Here is a 17,561-nt window from a genome sequence, read left to right on the forward strand (position 1 = left end):
CACAACTGCTGATAACATCAAGTAAATATCTATGAACTATCGAAAGCTTACTCTTTGCCTACTTCTGGCATTTCTTGCACACTTCCCGCTCATGTCACAGACAGCCATAATTGCCCATCGTGGGTTATGGAATGTCCGGGGAAGTGCCCAAAACTCCATCGAGTCGCTCCATCGAGCCTACGATACCAGGGGCATCTATGGCCTAGAGATCGATGTGCAGCTGACGAGGGACAGCGTCCTTATACTCTCACATGACCCTGATATCGGTGGTTATCGTATCGACAAGACCGACTGGTCTCAGCTCAGAGATAACGTACGTCTCCGCAGCAAGGAGCAGATCCCTACGCTGGATGAGTTCCTGGAGGCCTTGAGCTCGTACCCCGACCTAAAGCTTTTCTTAGAGCTAAAGACTCAGGAAGACCCAGGCTCAGAGCGCTATCTTGCAGAGCAAGCTCTTGCTATGGTCAAGGCGCACGGGCTACTGGAGCGGACAGCCTTTATCTCCTTCAGTATCGAGATCTGTAAGCAACTCGTCAAGTCCTCTCCCGAGTCACTCGTAATGCACCTAAGAGCTGACTATAGTCCCAAGGAGCTATATGCTATGGGGATGAGGGGAGTAGACTACAATTACTCCGTCTTCTGGAAGCATCCGGAGTGGTTTGATGAGGCCCGATCGCTCGGTATGTCCATAGGCGCTTGGACAGTCAATGAGCCTGCCACGATGCAGTACTTCATCATTCCCAGAGGGTTTGACTTCATGACGACAGACAACGTCATGCCCGCCATGGATGTCTTCGACCTCCTAAAGATAGTCCCGAGAGACATCAGCAAGCCGATCATGTAAGGTCGATTATTACTATTTTCAGCAAAGCCTTAATAGATAATTATGGAAGATAAGAGTAGAAGAAACTTCCTTAAGAAGAGCGCAGCCATAGGTGCTGCAGCCCTCTCCTCCACGCTACTCTCTAGAGCAGAGTCCATCACGGATGTGTACGGAGAGCCTCTCACCACAGAGTCCAGCCTCCGGACGGCTCCTATCGGTAATGCACTACCGATCACAGGGACCTTCCTTGATGAGATCACCCATGATATCCCCTGCCAAAACTGGGGCGAGGAGGAGTGGGATCGGGACTTCGGGTATATGCGTGCTATCGGCATAGATACAGTCATTATGATCCGCTGCGGGTATCGTAAGTTTATCACTTATCCGTCGCCCTACCTGATCAGCAAGGGTTGCTACCGACCCGGGCGAGACCTGCTCGACCTCTTCCTGAGGCTGGCACAGAAGCATGGTATGAAGTTTTACCTCGGTCTCTACGACTCGGGAGTCTACTGGGATACCGGGGATATGTCTCATGAGATCGAGGATAATAAGTATGTCATCGATGAAGTGTGGGAGCGCTACGGGAAGCGGTATAGCAGCTTTGGCGGATGGTATATCAGTGGAGAGATCAGTCGTGCTACCAAGGGGGCCATTGGTGCCTTCCACGCGATGGGCAAGCAGTGCAAGGATGTGTCGGGGGGACTCCCCACCTTCATCTCTCCCTGGATAGATGGGAAGAAGGCTGTGATGGCCTCCGGTAGTGCACTGACCAAGGCTGATGCCGTCTCCGTGCAGCAGCATGAGAGGGAGTGGGACGAGATCTTCTCCGGGATCCATGATGTGGTGGATGCCGTAGCCTTCCAGGATGGTCAGATCGACTACGATGAGCTGGATGCGTTCTTTGAGGTGAATAAGAGGCTCGCCGACAAGTATGGTATGCAGTGCTGGACCAATGCTGAGACCTTTGATAGAGACATGCCGATACGCTTTTTCCCGATTAATTTTGAGAAACTTCGTCTCAAGCTCGAGGCTGCTAAGCGTGCCGGGTACGATAAGGCGATCACCTTTGAGTTCTCCCACTTCCTCTCGCCCCAGTCTGCTTACTTGCAGGCAGGTCATCTATACGACAGATACCGTGAGTACTTTGGCATAAGATGAGGACCTTCTCTCTCCATAGTTTCGTCCGGGCTACCCTTGTCGCTCTATCCTGCCTGCTGATGGGTCAGACCCTCTCAGGTCAGGAGAGAGCGTACGATGTGGTCGTTGTGGGTGGTGGTGTCGCCGGTACCGCGGCAGCAGTACAGTCGGCCCGCATGGGGTGCTCTACCTTGCTCCTCTCTGAGTGTGAGTGGCTCGGAGGGATGCTCACCTCGGCCGGAGTGAGTGCCGTGGATGGTAATTACCGGCTGCAGAGTGGCATCTACGGCGAGTTTCGTCGTGCCCTGGTCGATCACTATGGTGACGATAAGGCTCTCGCAACCGGCTGGGTGAGTCGGACACTCTTTGAGCCTTCTGTAGGGAGTGCGATCCTACTACGTATGGTCCGCCGGGAGTCTCACTTGACTCTCTACCCCTCGACCACAGTCGCCTCTATAGAGATAGCCCCCGGAGAGGGGTATCGTCTGCGGATAAGTAGGCCGGAGGGCTCAGAGCAGGTGCTGGCGCGTCGACTGATTGATGCGACAGAGCTTGGTGACATCGCGGGAGAGCTGGGAGTGCCGTACGATGTGGGTATGGAGTCAAGGGCTATCTCAGGGGAGGATGTCGCTCCGGAGGAGTCTAATCACATCATACAGGATCTCACCTATGTAGCCATACTCAAGGAGTACGATCACCCTATGCCGCTCAAGCGACCGGAGGGCTATGACCCGAGGGAGTTTGCTTGCTCTTGCAAGACGGATCTCTGTCATACTCCTGTCAATTCCACCCGCACCCTCTGGTCGCCGGAGGATATGCTCCGGTATGGCAAGTTGCCCAATGGTAAGTATATGATCAATTGGCCGATAGAGGGCAATGATTACTACGCCAATGTGATAGAGTCATCCGAGGAGGAGCGTCAAGAGGCTTATAAGCAGGCTAAGGAGAAGACCAAGCGCTTCCTCTACTTCCTGCATGATGAGCTGGGCTTCGATCACCTCGGCATTGCGGATGATGAGTACCCCACTGCAGACGGCTGGCCCTTCATCCCCTACCACAGAGAGTCACGGCGGATCAGGGGGGTAGTCCGCTTTGATCTCAATCATCTGGAGCACCCATACGATCAGCCACTCCCTCTCTNTCGTACCTCTGTGGCGGTGGGAGACTATCCGGTGGATCATCACCACGAGGCCTATACCGGCGAGGAGGCGTTACCCGACCTCCACTTCCATCCGGTACCCTCCTTTGCTGTCCCGCTGGGCGTAGTGATCCCTCAGGATCAGGGAGACCTCCTCGTCGCGGAGAAGTCTATCTCCGTGTCTAATGTCGTCAATGGCACTACTCGGCTCCAGCCGGTGGTCATGCAGCTGGGACAGGCCGCCGGTCTGCTTGCCGCACTCTCCGTCAGGGATGAGATCCCTTCGGCAGGGGTATCTGTGAGAGCTGTACAGAGCGAGCTGCTGAGGCGAGGTGGGTATCTGATGCCCTTCCTTGATGTCCCTCAGGGCGACCCTCTCTTCCTCCCCCTACAGCGCATAGGCGTCACCGGGATCCTGAGGGGTGAGGGCAAGACAATTAATTGGTCCAATGAGACGTGGATGCGTGTCACTGCTCCGCTCCTCTACGGGGAGATCTTCTGCCTGGAGGAGTACTATCCCGATGCGGTGGAGCAGATCCGCCTGTGGAGAGGAGCTGATCACGAGGAGGTATCGGTATCCCGAGCACTCCGGCTGATGAGCCTGCTCTCCGGGAGAGAGGTGACAGAGGCTGAGCTCCCGGGGCAAGACCTCGGAGGGACCATCTCGAGGGGAGACTTTATCCTCCTCCTGGATCGCATACTCAATCCCTTTAGTCAAGAAGTGGATCTCTACGGAAATAAGGTGTGCCGACCCGACGGCTCACTAATACCGGTAAAAGAAAAGTCTAATATCGGTATTAGTGATCTCTAATATCGGTATTAGATCAAGCCCTTATCCGCTATAAAGAATCGATGTGATAATCACGGCATTATAATCAAGAAAAAAAGACATGAATAGGTATCTGCTTCCGATCCTGCTGCTCCTCCTCGGAGCACAGTCGCTTTACGCTCAGCGCGAGCTACCTCCCTTTGAGCCCTTTGTCCACTATACTATGAGGGAGTCAATGTTTGAGGAGGCTCCCACCCATGATGGTGCGATCGTCTTCCTCGGCAATAGCATCACTGATCACTGGCAGTGGCACGAGTACTTTACGCCACCCACCGGTGTCGCGATCCTCAATAGAGGTATCGGGGGTGACATCACAGCCGGAGTGCTCCACCGTATGCCTGAGATCATCCGGCATCAGCCATCCAAGCTCTTCCTGATGATTGGTATCAACGACCTCATCGGCTCTAAGCCCAATGCTCAGATCATTGCTAATATCGAGCATATCCTGAGTATCCTGAAGAGTCAGTGCCCTGACACGAAGATCTTCCTCGAGAGTATACTTCCGATCAATCGGGAGATCTTCAAGACTGACACGCCCTCAGTAAGCACCGATAATATCCGTCAGATCAATGCCGAGCTCTCAGCCTTGGCTAAGAGGATGGACTGTACTTACCTGGATATTTTCTCTCTCCTGATAGACCCGGAGACAGATATGCTGCGCGCCTCATATACCCGTGACGGCATCCATCTGACTGCTCAGGGCTATCGTCTATGGATCAATGAGATAACCCCCTTAGTGGAGAAGTAAGGCAACAAGATGGAGAAGAAAGAGACCAACTACGGCTACCTGCTCTTCCTGGCGATAATTGCTGCTCTCGGAGGCTTCCTCTTTGGCTATGATACGGCAGTTATCTCGGGGACCATCCCTCTCGTGGTGGGGCAGTATGGCTTAGATACCATGTCGCAGGGCTGGTACGTGGGCTGCGCTTTGGTAGGATCGATTATCGGGGTGCTATGCGCCGGGATCCTGAGTGATGGGATAGGGCGCAAGTGGAGTATGCTGCTCTCTGCGGTCCTCTTCACTACCTCTGCGGTAGGCTGTGCAGTCAGCCACTCATTTGATCAGCTGGTGGTCTATCGTATCATAGGAGGGATGGGGATCGGCGTCGTGTCGATCGTCTCGCCACTCTATATCTCTGAGATATCTATCCCTAAGTATCGCGGACGGATGGTGGCGCTCTATCAGCTGGCCGTCACTATTGGTTTCCTCGGAGCATATCTCATCAATTTTGCACTCCTCAGATGGTCCTCCTCTGATCCGACCCTCTCCGGAGACTGGATGCAACTCATCTTCTCCACAGAGGTCTGGCGTGGGATGCTGGGGATGGAGACGATCCCTGCTCTGCTCTTCCTTGTGGCTATACTATTTATCCCCGAGAGTCCCCGATGGCTCATCCTGAGACATAAGGACGACCGGGCAAGGGAGATCCTACGCACTATGCATAGGGACCCTGAGGTGGTCGAGAGTCAGATGAGTGAGACGAGAGCAGCTATCGCAGCAACATCCGCTGAGCAGAGCTCTCTCCGGCTCCTGAGGGAGCCGGCTGTCCTCCGCCCGGTCTTGATCGGGGTGGCGATCGCTATGCTTGGACAATTTATGGGAGTCAATGCTGTGCTCTACTATGGTCCATCTATCTTTGAGGGTGCCGGGCTGGCAGCGCAGGACTCTCTGTGGTATCAGGTGTGGATCGGTATAGTAAATGTACTTACCACAGTGCTTGCGATCTTCCTTATCGACAAGGTGGGGCGGAAGACTCTGGTCTACTATGGCGTGTCAGGTATGATCGTGTCGCTGGTGCTGATAGGGCTATACTTCCTGTATGGTGAGGCGATCGGCATCTCGTCCACCTGGTTGCTGGTCTTCTTCCTGGCATACATATTCTTCTGTGCGGGGTCTATCAGCGCGGTGATCTTTGTCTTCCTCTCAGAGATGTATCCGACCCGCATCCGAGGTCTGGCGATGTCCTTGGCGGGTCTCTCGCTATGGATCGGGACCTACCTGATTGGTCAGCTTACGCCCTGGATGCTGGAGACACTGACGCCCTCGGGGACCTTTTTCCTCTTTGCACTCATGTGCCTGCCCTACCTCTATATCGTGTGGAGGCTCATGCCGGAGACTACCGGTAAGAGTCTGGAGGAGATCGAGCGCTTCTGGTTCCGCTCTACTCCATCTCGATGATGACTTAGTCGCCATGAGCTCCATCTCGCACATACTCCGACTCCTCCTCTCCTGCGCTGCCCTCGTAGGAGGTCTCTCCGCCTATTCTCAGGAGGGGGACTACACCTTGATCCCCATGCCTCAGCATGTGGAGTCTCTATCCGAGGGGTATTATGAGTGGTCCGATGGAGTGAGCCTGTCGCTGCCCGAGACTCTTGGTGATCTCTTGCCTATTGCCTGGGAGTTGGTCGGTGAGATCGAGGAGGTGGGGGCGGTCTCGGGGCTGAGCGTCTCGTGTGAGGAGTCGACGGATCGCTCGATGATCCACTTTGAGTATGATCCGAGGATGACGCCGGACGGGTATACCCTCAGGATAACTCCTGACGCAGGTGTCCTCCTCCGCTATAAGGAGGCCGAGGGAGCACGCTATGCTCTACAGACGCTTAGGCAGCTGATCACTCCGAGAGGGCTTCCCTCTCTGGAGATCGAGGATCGGCCGCGGCTTCCCTACAGGGGACTGATGCTGGATGTGTCACGTCACTATATGCCCCTCCCCTTTATCCTCCGACTTCTTGATGAGATGGCTCGGTATAAGCTCAATAAGCTCCACTGGCATCTCACGGATGGCGGTGGATGGCGCCTGGAGATCAAGAGCATTCCTGAGCTGGTAGGCAAGACTGCATACCGTAGTGAGTCTCACTTTATGAGGTGGTGGGACTCTGGTGACAGACGGCATATTCCCTCTGACTCTATCGGCGGCTATGGTGGGTACTACACGCAGGAGGAGGTCCGCGAAGTGGTCCGCTTCGCTCAGGAGAGAGGCATAGAGGTGATCCCTGAGATCGAGATGCCGAGCCACAGCAGTGAGGTACTCTATGCCCTTCCGCAGCTCTCTTGTAGTGGTAGTCCGGCAAGGTACGAGAGAGATCTCTGTCTCGGTAATCCTGAGACCTACACCTTTATACACCGGGTCCTGGATGAGGTGATGGATCTCTTCCCCTCTCAGTATATCCATATAGGGGGCGATGAGGCAGACAAGAGAGGATGGGAGACTTGCTCACGGTGCAAGGCTCTGCGTGACAGGGAGGGGCTGGAGAGTACAGACGCCCTGCAGGGTTACTTCATGACCTCCATCTCAGAGTACGTCACCTCTAGGGGACGCACAGCCATAGGCTGGGATGATGTCCTCGGCGGAGGAGCACCTCCCGAGATGACTATTATGTCCTGGCGTGGTGAGGAGGGAGGCATCACGGCAGCCAAGTCCGGTCACGATGCCATAATGTGTCCTGTGGGGATCCTGTATCTGGACTACTATCAGTCGGATAGACGCTATGAGCCGGAGGCCAATGGCTGGACCACTACCTTTATGAGGACTTACGGGTATGATCCTGTACCCCCCTCACTCACATCGGACGAGAAGAGGCACATCGTAGGTGTACAGGGAAATCTCTGGACGGAGTATGTGCCTACCCCGGAGCATGCAGAGTATATGATCTTTCCTCGCCTCCTGTCTCTTGCTGAGATAGGCTGGACAGAGGTGTCGCAGAAGGATCCGGAGTGCTTTAAGTGGCGTCTCAATCGCGAGGTGGAGAGACTGCGGGGTAGGGGCGTCAATAGCTATAGTCCCTCCTCCAGCTTGGATGAGAGTATGACTGTCGACAATGCTCATCGGAGGATACTGGTAACACTGGAGAGTGAGCGACGTCCCCTCGAGGTACATTATACACTGGATGGGACGATCCCGACACTCTCCTCGCCGAGATACAGCCTCGGTGACACCATCGTGGTGAGCGACTCTGCACGGATCATGGCGGCGCACTTCGTGGCCGGCAGGATAGATGGTCGGGTGACGGAGGTGGATGCTGACTATCACTTGGGGGTGGGTAAGAGACTTACCTGGCTGACCCCCACCGGCAGTGAGTATGCCTCTGTGGGTCTTGAGACGGCGCTGCTGGACGGCGTGCGGGGGACGGCAAACTTCTCTGATGGTAAGTGGCTGGGGACTCGTGCCTCTCGCGACAATGTGGTGCTTATCGATCTCGGAGTGGTGCAGCCCATACACAAGGTGTCGACCCGATGCATGCAGCAAGCGGGTCCCGGTCTCTATATGCCTCGCTGGGTCGAGGTCTCTCTCTCCGAGGACGGACAGACCTTCACCCCCTGTGGCAGGATCTTATCTGCCACCTCCCCCGACGATCGGAGGCAACGCATAGAGACATTCACTATCCGGACAGATCGTAAAGCGCGCTACATCAAGGTGCACTATCATATGCCTCCGGACGATAAATACCTGATGACGGATGAGATCGTGATCTGGTAAGAGTTGATAATGAGATTAATAATAATAGTTTTATAGATTTACAAACCCTAATAAGTCAAAACCGCAGATTATGAAGATCGCAACTGCCTCTATCTGCCGGAGATTGGCCCTTGTGGTAGGAGTGCTAATGATGGCACTACAAGTCACAGCGCATGGGCAACAACTCCAAGTCACCGGTCAAGTGACTGACAATACCGGACTGCCTCTCACTGGTGTCATGGTAAAGGTCAAGAATACCGGTAACGGCACTGCAACTGACCAGGATGGTCGGTACTCTATCCGTGTTGCCAAGTCAGATGTGCTAGTCTTTAGCTTCATCGGAATGGTACCACAGGAGATTACCGTCGGAAGTAAGACGGTGATCAACGTCAAGCTACTAGACAACGTAGCGCAGCTCGACGAACTTGTAGTTGTCGGCTATGGTACTCAAAAGAAGGAGCACCTCACCGGTGCCGTCTCTACGATCTCTAAGTCCGACCTCACCAAGGTCCCGACAAGTAATGTCTCTCAGCTGCTTGTCGGAAGGGCCCCCGGTCTCTCCGGAGTTCAGTCCGGTGGTGCACCAGGGTCTGATGGCACCGAGATCTTGCTCCGTGGTCTCAATACCTATAATGGTAGCTCCTCTCCGCTGATCTTAGTCGATGGTGTGGAGAGAAGGATGAATGAGGTCAATCCTCAGGACATCGAGAGCATTTCCGTGCTTAGAGATGCAGCAGCGGCTGCAGTCTATGGTATGCGAGCCGGTAATGGTGTCATCCTCATCACCACAAAGCGTGGTGCTGAGGGACGACACAATATCAGCTACTCCGGCTCTTACTCTTGGTCACGCCCGACGACTCTCCCTGAGTTTGTCAACGGTCTGGAGTATATGCAGTGGTACAATAAAGCGCTTGAGCTGGATGGAAAGGCTCCTAAGTTTACCGAGGAAGAGATGACCCTGGTGACCAATGGCGATCCTTCTGATGGGTATGAGAATACCGACTGGATCGCTCCTGCACTCAAGTCGACCTCTATGCAGAAGCACACCGTGTCTCTGACGGGAGGCTCTGAGCGCATCAAGTACTACACCAGTGGTGAATTCATGAACCAGAATGGTATTCTCGATACCAATCACTATAGCCAGTATGGTCTGCGTGCCAATATCGATGCTGTTCCGGTCAAGAATATCACCGTGTCCATCAATCTCGCAGGCAGATATCGCAATAACTTCACTGATGGTATCCTCTCCTGGGGCAATCAGGAGGAGGGTAACGTCTGGGGCTTACTCATGTATGCGAGACCATTTGTCCCCCGTGAGTATGACGGTCATCCTACCGCTCCTGCACGCCTTCCGATCAATCCCTACTACAGTATCGGTAACTCCGGCTCCTCGGAGAATAAGAACTATGCCTTCGAGGGATCCGGTAAGATCCGCTGGGATATCCCCTACGTCGAGGGCCTCAATGTCTCGATGTTTGCCTCTTGGGACTATAAGGCACTCAATGGCAAGAGCTTCAATTACGCTTACGAGGTGATGTGGTACGACTTCGGGAAGAAGGAGTATGCCCTTAGGGATGCTACAAATCTGCAGAAGGATGGCAGCCTCTACATGAGTAACACTCAGAATGTCGGCTATACCCTCCGACCCGCTATCGAGTACAGCAATACGTTTGATAAGCATCATGTCGGTGCCCTCTTCCTCTACGAGCTAAATGGTCTCTACACCAGTAACTTACAGGCTCGTCGTCGGAGCTACGACCTCTTCGATATCAGAGAGCTGGATTTCGGAAAGGTCATTCCCGAGGCAGGAGAGCGCTGGCCGGGAAACGGAGGAAAGAGTGGCAGTATTGCCAATGCCGGATACGTGGGGCGTGTCAATTATGCCTATGACAAGAAGTACCTCGCAGAGTTTTCCTTCCGTTATGATGGAACCTATCTCTTTGCTAAGGACTACCGCTGGGGCTTCTTCCCCTCCGGCTCTCTCGCGTGGGTGATGTCTGAGGAGAGCTTTATCAAGGACCGCACCGATATCGTCGACATGCTTAAGCTCCGTGGAAGTATCGGTCAGCTGGGACGTAATACCGTGGCTCCCTATCTCTTCCTCAAGAGCTACAGTCTCCAGAATAAGAATGTAGCCTTCGGTAAGGACCCGCAGGCACAGAATACCTTGGTTACCTCCTCTGCCGGTATGCCTATCCCCGACCTGACCTGGGAGAAGACGCGGACCTATAACCTCGGTCTTGACCTGACTCTCTGGAGGGGACTCCTGGGTGTTGAGATGGATGTCTTCTACAAGTATACCTATGATATCCTCCAGCCTCTCGGAGGTAATTATCCCCCCTCACTGGGAGGTAACTATCCTACGATCGAGAACTCAGGTACCTTTGACAACCGAGGCTTCGAGCTGGTGCTCTCACATCGCAATACCGTAGGGGATCTGCACTACAATCTAAGTAGTACCATCTCTTACACTCATAATCGCATCCTCAAGAGAGCAGAGCCGGACAATATCCTCCCTTGGCAGAGTCAGATCGGACGCTCGGTAGGTCGAGTGCTTGGATTTAAGACAGACGGACTCTTCCAGACTCAGGAGGAGCTTGATAACGCTCCTAAGTCCCCCTCACAGAAACCTCGTCTCGGTGATATCAAGTATGTGGATATCAATGGTGATGGACGGATAACCTATGAAGATAAGGTGGAGATAGCCTCCTCCAGATTCCCGGAGTTGGTCTATGCGATCAATGGTTCACTCAACTGGAGAGGGATTGACTTCTCTGTGATGTTTCAGGGAGCGGCTCTCTATAGCCAGATGCTTCAGGGTACGTGGAATAATGGAGCGGAGGATATGACCCCTCTGACGAAACCCTTCTATGGCGGAGGAGATACCCCGCCCAGGTATCTTGTGGAGGGAAGCTGGAGACCCGATAACACGGGTGGTATGTATCCTCGTCTCTCTATTGAGGGGAATATCAATAATGCGTTTACCTCAGACTACTGGCTGATCAATGGATCTTACCTGAGACTCAAGAATGTCACCCTCGGTTACACGCTACCGGAGACCCTCACTAATAAGATGAGTCTGCAGAGCCTCCGACTCTACGTGGCCGGAGTCAATCTCCTCACCTTCTCCGGCTTTAAGTATATAGACCCTGAGGCACCTAGTGTCCTCCAAGCCTACTATCCTCAGCAGAAAACAGTCAGCCTGGGACTTGATGTCTCCTTCTGATGGAATCATTTACTAAGAAATACTCAAGGATATGAGACAGATAATAGCTAAGATAGCAGTACTCTGCTTGTCGCTGGGCGCACTATCGACTGCGATTACAGGGTGTAGCGATCCTCTGGAAATAAATCCCAATGATCGATACAGCGAGCATACCGCTTATGCTAATATGAAGAACCTTGACCTTCACGTCAAGAGTTTCTACGGAGTTCTGATGTCACCGCACACGGCAGAGATCAGGAGCAATGGGCGCATGAGTGAGCTCTACACGGATCTGATGAAGCCCACCTTCTATAATCAGACTTTCTCCGAGAATGATAAGATCTTCTATCAGCCTCAGAGCTATACACAGACCTTTGTCCTCGACAACTGGGCTGATATGTATAGTCGGATCAAGAGGATCAACGAATTCCTCGTCGACTGCAATAAGGGTAAGCTCTCTGAGCTTCCCCAGGAGGAGGTCGCCATACGCATCGCGGAGGCACGCTTCTGGAGAGCTTTTGCTTACCAGGAGCTGATCCAGCGCTATGGAGGCGTTGTCCTCCGGATCAGCGAGGAGAAGGTCGATGATCAGAACGATCGCTCTAAAGCCCGCTCGTCGGAGAAGGAGTGCTGGGACTTTGTCCTCAGTGAGTACGCCAAGGCAGCAGAGAGTCTCCCCGAGGAGTGGCCTGCACTGGAGCTGGGTCGAGTCACCAAGGGCACCGCGTGGGCACTTATGTCACGCGCGGCTCTCTACGCCGGCAGGTGGCAGGAAGCGCTGGATGCGGTGTCTCAGGTAGAGCGTCTGGGTAAGTATGCTCTTCTGGACGACTACAGCAAGGTCTTTACCACGGAGCACAATAAGGAGCTTATCCTTGCCGCTTACTTCGATAAGCCGAGCCTGCAGCACAATTTTGATAATTACTACGGAGCGTCTGCCGACTTCCTCGGTCATGAGACCGGCGTGGTGGCTACCCCGACGGAGGAGTTTGCCGGGAGCTACGAGATCAAGGTGGGGGATGAGTGGAAGCCCTTCAGTTGGGATGAGGTGACATCTGAGGGGATCGATCCCTGGAAGGATCGTGACCCTCGCTTCTACGCCACCATTCTCTACAACGGAGCACCATGGAAGCGCCTTGTCGATGTCGCCAATAAGCGATGGGAGCCGCGTAATCTCGAGCTCTTTGTCGGTGGTGTGGATGGCTTCCATGAGTATGATACTGCCGATAATACTCGAAGCACGACTACCGGATATGTGGTGCGCAAGTATCTCCAGTATGACCCCGAGTCAGATCTCGTAAATATCAAGAGCGATCAGTACTGGATCGAGATGCGATATGCAGAGGTATTGCTCATCAAGTCTGAGGCCCTGGCGCGACTGGGGAAGTACACCGAGGCCTACCAGGAGCTCAATAAGCTGCGCACCACTCGTGCGTCGGTACAGCTGCCCGCGCTTCCCCTCAAGGCCTCCTGGGAGGAGTACCTGGGTGACTTGCAGCTGGAGCGCATCCGGGAGCTGGGTCTGGAGGGACACCGCTTCTGGGACCTCCGTCGGTGGGGTATTGCTCAGATGGTTATGGATGGCATGCAGCGCCATGGCGTCAAGATTACCAAGAGTGACGACCACTTCGTGTACCAGTACATCGCCGTGGATCCTCAGCCTCTCGTCTTCCCGGAGAGGTATCTGATCAATCCGATCCCGCTTAATGAGTTTAAGAACAACGCGGCTCTTGAGCAGAATGAACAATGGAAATAACTACGAAACACGTACAGCTATGAAAGTAAGATATATACTACCTCTCATAGGCGCGCTCCTCGGACTTCTGACGGGCTGTCAGAGTCCGGTCGAGCCCGGCTACACCAAGGAGGCGGACTTGCATAAATTGTCGGTAGAGGGGGCTTTTTGCTCCAATAAAGATAAGACCTTCAAGGCTACTATCGATGATGAGGAGGGGCTCATTACTCTTAAGATCCCCTACTATCTCTCTGACATCGACCCGATACAGGGAGACCTGACCCAGATGGTCCTCACTGCGGTGATGCCTGTGGGTGCAACATTTGAGCCCAAGCTGGAGGGTGTCCATGACCTCACCAAGGACTTTAAGTCTACCATACACTACGTAGATGGAAGTAGTAAGGAGTATACCTTCCGCGCAGAGTATGTGCGATCGGACCGCTCTGATGTCACCTCGATCAAGTTGACTAACGGAGGTGATAATGATAAGTTCATCTACATTCTACAGCCGGTGAGTGAGGATGGCTCACGCATCATCAAGATCGTCCAGCTCGGGTACAAGCACCTTCAGTTGCTCAAGCATGCCAAGCTGGAGATCGAGACCTCGCCATGGTCGACGCTGAAGCTCCCTGCTGAGGGGGCTGAGATGGACCTCACCGACGAGAGTACCTCTTTCACGGTAGTTTCCCAGAGCGGAAAAGAGACTAAGTATAGTTTTAAGATCGTAGATCCCAACTACGCGCCGCTTGGTAAGCCGGGTGTGATCTCTCCCCTCTTCGGAGTCAAGGTGATAAAGGATGGTGATCACGGCTGGGTTGATGCTCAAAATCGCTCTATGGCTGTGATCGGAGATGAGCTAGTCATCGCCAATCTCAAGGGGCCATTCCTTCGCCACAATCGCTTCACAGGCAAGGCTACCGGTAAGACCGTCAATCGTGATCCCATCGTTGGTGATATCCACGGTATCGCTCACGATGAGGCAGGTCACCTGGTGGCTACCACGATCTCCTCGATCGAGAATAAGTGGGTTCCAAATCACACGCTCGAAGTGTGGGTCTGGAAGGATGGCATTGATGGTACACCGACCAAGATTTTTACGCAGGATCTTCAGCACGACCCGATGTTTGTGGGTAAGAATAAGAATGCCAATACCGGACGTACCATGGGCATTGCCGGCAATGTCCTCAGTGGCAAGGCGCGTATTGGATTTGTCTTCAATGGCCTCAATGAGTTCTTCGTACTTTCCCTCAAGGATGGTGAGGTCGTTAAGCACAGCGGACTTATTGCTCCCAAGAGTGCAATTGCCCTTACCAATGCCTCCAAGTGTGTCCCCACCGGTGTAGAGGACAGTGATCCTGTCGTGATCGGCGCTCTCGTGGATCGCGGTATGGTCAAGGTAGGTATGGATGGTGAGACCCATTACTTTGGTCCAGGTAAGCGCTGGTTCACTGTCAATGGGAATACCAAGGGTTTTGCCTACACCCACTTCAACGGCATGGAGCTGGTCGCTATAGGTAATGGAAGTGTTGCCGATTGGGATGCTGGTTATGACTGGCGTAATCGCCTTATCGTTGCCGACATCAAGAGCGGTGCTCCGGCGTCTCTCACAGATGGTGAGATCCTCGACTCCTACAATAAGAAGTACGATCCCGCCGCCACCGGAGACCTCACGGCTCCCAATGAAGTGGACTACGGTCGGCTCTATGGCTGGCTCAATGAGCATGTGGGTAAGAATCCCAATAAGGTGGGAGATGCCTGCTTCTTCGTCAGCCCGGATGAGACAACAGTCCATGTCTATCTTATGGTGACCGACATGGGATTCATGGGTTGGGAGATCACCAAGTACTCCATCTAAGACAGTGATGCCGAATTACATCCTTGTGAAAGAGTAATGACTGAACTTCAGAATTAAGAAATGGATTCTTCAACTCAAGAATATCTACACCACATAATCACTCAGTGCAGGGAGGAGCTGCTGAAGAGTGTCCTCCCCTTCTGGCTCGAGCATGGTCTCGACCGGGAGTATGGCGGCATGCTCACCTGCGTCGATCGCGATGGGACCCTGATGGACGGGACCAAGTCGGTCTGGTTTCAGGGTCGTGCAGCCTATATCCTCTCCTACGTCTATAATCACATCGACCCCCGCCCCGAGTACCTCGAGGCGGCAAGGAGTATCCTCGACTTCGCCGAAAAGCACTGCGTCGATCCGAAGGATGGGCGGTGGTACTTCGAGGTGACACGCGAGGGGCTTCCGCTCCGCAAGCGTCGCTACGTTTTCTCCGAGACCTTTGGCATCATCGCTATGGCGGAGTATGCGCTGGCGACAGGAGACAAGAGCTATGCCGAGAAGGCTCTCCGACTCTTCCGTCAGGTGCAGGAGTGGCTAGAGACGCCCGGTGCACTGCCGTCCAAGTACCTCCCCACTCAGCCCGCCATCGGTCACAGCATCCTGATGATCCTGATGAATACCGCCGCAGTGCTGCGTCAGGTAGTCGATGATCCGATCCTCGATCGTCAGGTGGAGCAGTCGTATGAGGCGATCCGCCACAAGCTCTGGCGCCCGGAGTACCACATCATCCTCGAGAGTGTCACCCCTGAGGGCGACCTGATCGACACCCTCGGCGGGCGAACGATCAATCCCGGTCACTGCATCGAGACCTCCTGGTTCCTCATGGAGGTGGGGCACGCCTTCCCCTATCTGTCGATCTCGGATGAGATGCGATCCTTTGCCCTCGAGGTGCTGGACGGCGCCTGGGAGTGGGGCTGGGACGAGCCCTATGGGGGTGTGATCAACTTCCTCGACTGCAAGGGCTTCCCGAGTCAGGACTACAGCCAGGACATGAAGTTCTGGTGGCCTCAGACCGAGGCAGCCATTGCACACCTCTATGCCTATAAGGAGACCGGTCGGGAGGAGTACCTCGAGAGTCATAAGAAAGCACTCGACTGGGCCTGGACCCACCTCCGTGACCCTGAGTACCCCGAGTGGTACGGCTACCTCCACAGAGACGGCACCGTGGCACAGCCGGCTAAGGGCAACCTCTTCAAGGGACCCTTCCACATCCCCCGCATGCTGACTAAGCTCATCCTCCTCGCAGAGGAACTCCGCGGAGAGTAGGTTCCTGAAATAATAAGAGAGGGCTGCATTGCTGAGACTTCAGTGGTGCAGCCCTCTCTCTTTGTCACCGGGTGTACCGAAAGAGAGGTCCCCTCTCCTCTTCACCGGAGATAACCACATAGGTATCGAAGCGTTGCTCTCCCTCATAGAGCACTATGATCCTACCACCGCGTGACAGCCCCTCATAGGCATCGATGCCGCTGACTCTGCCGTATCCGAGAGCCAGCCCCTTGTAGAGCCCTATCGCATCATTGGAGTGATCGTGTCCACAGAAGGCTCCCATAACCCCCTTCATCTCCAGCATGGTGCCGAATAGTCCACTATTGATCGCCGGGGAGTTGACATGCCACCGCATCTCACCGACTACCTCCTTATTGTCTGAGAGCGCGCTATACTCCGGTATGGGGATGTGAAAGAAGAGTAGGGCGGGGAGGGTATCATCTCCTATCTCCTCCTGTGTTTCTGTATGTACCCTCCTTAGCCATTCTATCTGGTCAAAGTGAATGATGTCGTAGTGGCTCAGGGACTGGTCGTGGTAGTACTGCCCGGAGTCGATCAGGTAGAGGAGAGCCCCTGTGGTGTTTTCTGTTGATCCTCTGATCCTGAGTTGCTGGTTGCCTCTTCCGCTGATCTCTACCGGACCTCTTTGACTCAGGCAATAGGGCGTCCCCTCCAGAAGCGTATAAATGGAGTCCTTGGCAATCGTTTCTGCATCGTGATTGCCGAGCAAGACGACATAGGGCTGTCGCTCCTCTGTGAAAAATCGTATGATACTCCGCCACCCCTCTGCTGCCGGTGCCCGAGTCACTACATCACCTGTCAATACGACTAAGTCAGGCTGCTCTATCGTGATAATCTCTCGGAGTATTGTCAGAGTCTGAGCCTTACCTGGGGAACCGGGATCTAAGTGCAGGTCGGTAAATTGTGCAATCCTGAAAGTCCCGTCCTCGCGAAAGCGAAGAGTGGTGTCATTCTGAGCGAGCAGGCAGGACTGCTGCAAGGTTACGAGTAAGAGAAGTAGGATCAGTGCTCTACGCATATTGTTGACGCTTTTGAGTTTCATGACCTCCTTTATCAGGGTGAGCCATATCGATTGCCTGCTCTAAGGTACCCATTTATTAT

The 17,561-nt window shown here is 53.9% G+C and carries 11 protein-coding genes; 10 read left to right on the plus strand and 1 reads right to left on the minus strand.

All coding sequences use genetic code 11. The features are described from left to right. The first annotated feature begins 31 nt into the window (after window positions 1–31). The 10 genes from B088_RS03930 to B088_RS03975 all read left to right on the plus strand — a co-directional run bounded on the left by B088_RS03930 (window position 32) and on the right by B088_RS03975 (window position 16,439). Complete coding sequence (locus B088_RS03930) at window positions 32–844, plus strand: glycerophosphodiester phosphodiesterase (protein ID WP_018107107.1); 813 nt, start codon at window positions 32–34, stop codon at window positions 842–844. Window positions 845–886: 42 nt separating this feature from the next. Further along, on the plus strand, window positions 887–1,981 hold the full coding sequence (locus tag B088_RS03935) for a DUF4434 domain-containing protein (RefSeq protein WP_018107108.1): 1,095 nt from the start codon (window positions 887–889) through the stop codon (window positions 1,979–1,981). Further along, window positions 1,978–3,909: an FAD-dependent oxidoreductase gene (locus B088_RS03940; RefSeq protein WP_018107109.1), complete on the plus strand. Its 1,932-nt coding sequence runs from the start codon at window positions 1,978–1,980 to the stop codon at window positions 3,907–3,909. Before B088_RS03935 ends, B088_RS03940 begins: the two co-directional genes overlap by 4 nt. Window positions 3,910–3,988: 79 nt before the next feature. Then, the gene (locus B088_RS03945) at window positions 3,989–4,675 is read left to right on the plus strand and encodes a GDSL-type esterase/lipase family protein (protein WP_018107110.1); all 687 of its coding nucleotides are present in this window, start codon (window positions 3,989–3,991) and stop codon (window positions 4,673–4,675) included. 9 nt (window positions 4,676–4,684) lie between these two features. Continuing rightward, complete coding sequence (locus B088_RS03950) at window positions 4,685–6,106, plus strand: sugar porter family MFS transporter (RefSeq protein ID WP_018107111.1); 1,422 nt, start codon at window positions 4,685–4,687, stop codon at window positions 6,104–6,106. Window positions 6,107–6,119: 13 nt separating this feature from the next. Further along, window positions 6,120–8,405, plus strand: coding sequence for a glycoside hydrolase family 20 protein (locus tag B088_RS03955; RefSeq protein WP_018107112.1), 2,286 nt, complete (start codon window positions 6,120–6,122; stop codon window positions 8,403–8,405). Between the two features lie 130 nt (window positions 8,406–8,535). After that, on the plus strand, window positions 8,536–11,610 hold the full coding sequence (locus B088_RS03960; RefSeq protein ID WP_081605462.1) for a SusC/RagA family TonB-linked outer membrane protein: 3,075 nt from the start codon (window positions 8,536–8,538) through the stop codon (window positions 11,608–11,610). A gap of 166 nt (window positions 11,611–11,776) precedes the next feature. Beyond that, the gene (locus B088_RS03965; RefSeq protein ID WP_018107114.1) at window positions 11,777–13,345 is read left to right on the plus strand and encodes a RagB/SusD family nutrient uptake outer membrane protein; all 1,569 of its coding nucleotides are present in this window, start codon (window positions 11,777–11,779) and stop codon (window positions 13,343–13,345) included. Window positions 13,346–13,364: 19 nt separating this feature from the next. Next, window positions 13,365–15,179: a DUF5018 domain-containing protein gene (locus tag B088_RS03970; RefSeq protein WP_018107115.1), complete on the plus strand. Its 1,815-nt coding sequence runs from the start codon at window positions 13,365–13,367 to the stop codon at window positions 15,177–15,179. Window positions 15,180–15,239: 60 nt separating this feature from the next. After that, on the plus strand, window positions 15,240–16,439 hold the full coding sequence (locus tag B088_RS03975) for an AGE family epimerase/isomerase (protein ID WP_018107116.1): 1,200 nt from the start codon (window positions 15,240–15,242) through the stop codon (window positions 16,437–16,439). A 64-nt stretch (window positions 16,440–16,503) separates the two neighbouring features. Here the strand turns inward: B088_RS03975 and B088_RS03980 are convergent, their stop codons facing one another. Next, window positions 16,504–17,502, minus strand: coding sequence for a metallophosphoesterase family protein (locus B088_RS03980; RefSeq protein ID WP_018107117.1), 999 nt, complete (start codon window positions 17,500–17,502; stop codon window positions 16,504–16,506). Between the last annotated feature and the right edge of the window lie 59 nt (window positions 17,503–17,561).

The sequence above is a fragment of the Porphyromonas bennonis DSM 23058 = JCM 16335 genome (genome assembly GCF_000375645.1).
Lineage (GTDB): Bacteria > Bacteroidota > Bacteroidia > Bacteroidales > Porphyromonadaceae > Porphyromonas_A > Porphyromonas_A bennonis.

Coding starts and splice junctions, on each gene's coding strand:
- B088_RS03930 (WP_018107107.1), top strand. CDS start 32: ATGAACTATCGAAAGCTTACTCTTTGCCTACTTCTGGCATTTCTTGCA.
- B088_RS03935 (WP_018107108.1), top strand. CDS start 887: ATGGAAGATAAGAGTAGAAGAAACTTCCTTAAGAAGAGCGCAGCCATA.
- B088_RS03945 (WP_018107110.1), top strand. CDS start 3,989: ATGAATAGGTATCTGCTTCCGATCCTGCTGCTCCTCCTCGGAGCACAG.
- B088_RS03950 (WP_018107111.1), top strand. CDS start 4,685: ATGGAGAAGAAAGAGACCAACTACGGCTACCTGCTCTTCCTGGCGATA.
- B088_RS03955 (WP_018107112.1), top strand. CDS start 6,120: ATGAGCTCCATCTCGCACATACTCCGACTCCTCCTCTCCTGCGCTGCC.
- B088_RS03960 (WP_081605462.1), top strand. CDS start 8,536: ATGGCACTACAAGTCACAGCGCATGGGCAACAACTCCAAGTCACCGGT.
- B088_RS03965 (WP_018107114.1), top strand. CDS start 11,777: ATGAAGAACCTTGACCTTCACGTCAAGAGTTTCTACGGAGTTCTGATG.
- B088_RS03970 (WP_018107115.1), top strand. CDS start 13,365: ATGAAAGTAAGATATATACTACCTCTCATAGGCGCGCTCCTCGGACTT.
- B088_RS03975 (WP_018107116.1), top strand. CDS start 15,240: ATGGATTCTTCAACTCAAGAATATCTACACCACATAATCACTCAGTGC.
- B088_RS03980 (WP_018107117.1), bottom strand. CDS start 17,502: ATGAAACTCAAAAGCGTCAACAATATGCGTAGAGCACTGATCCTACTT.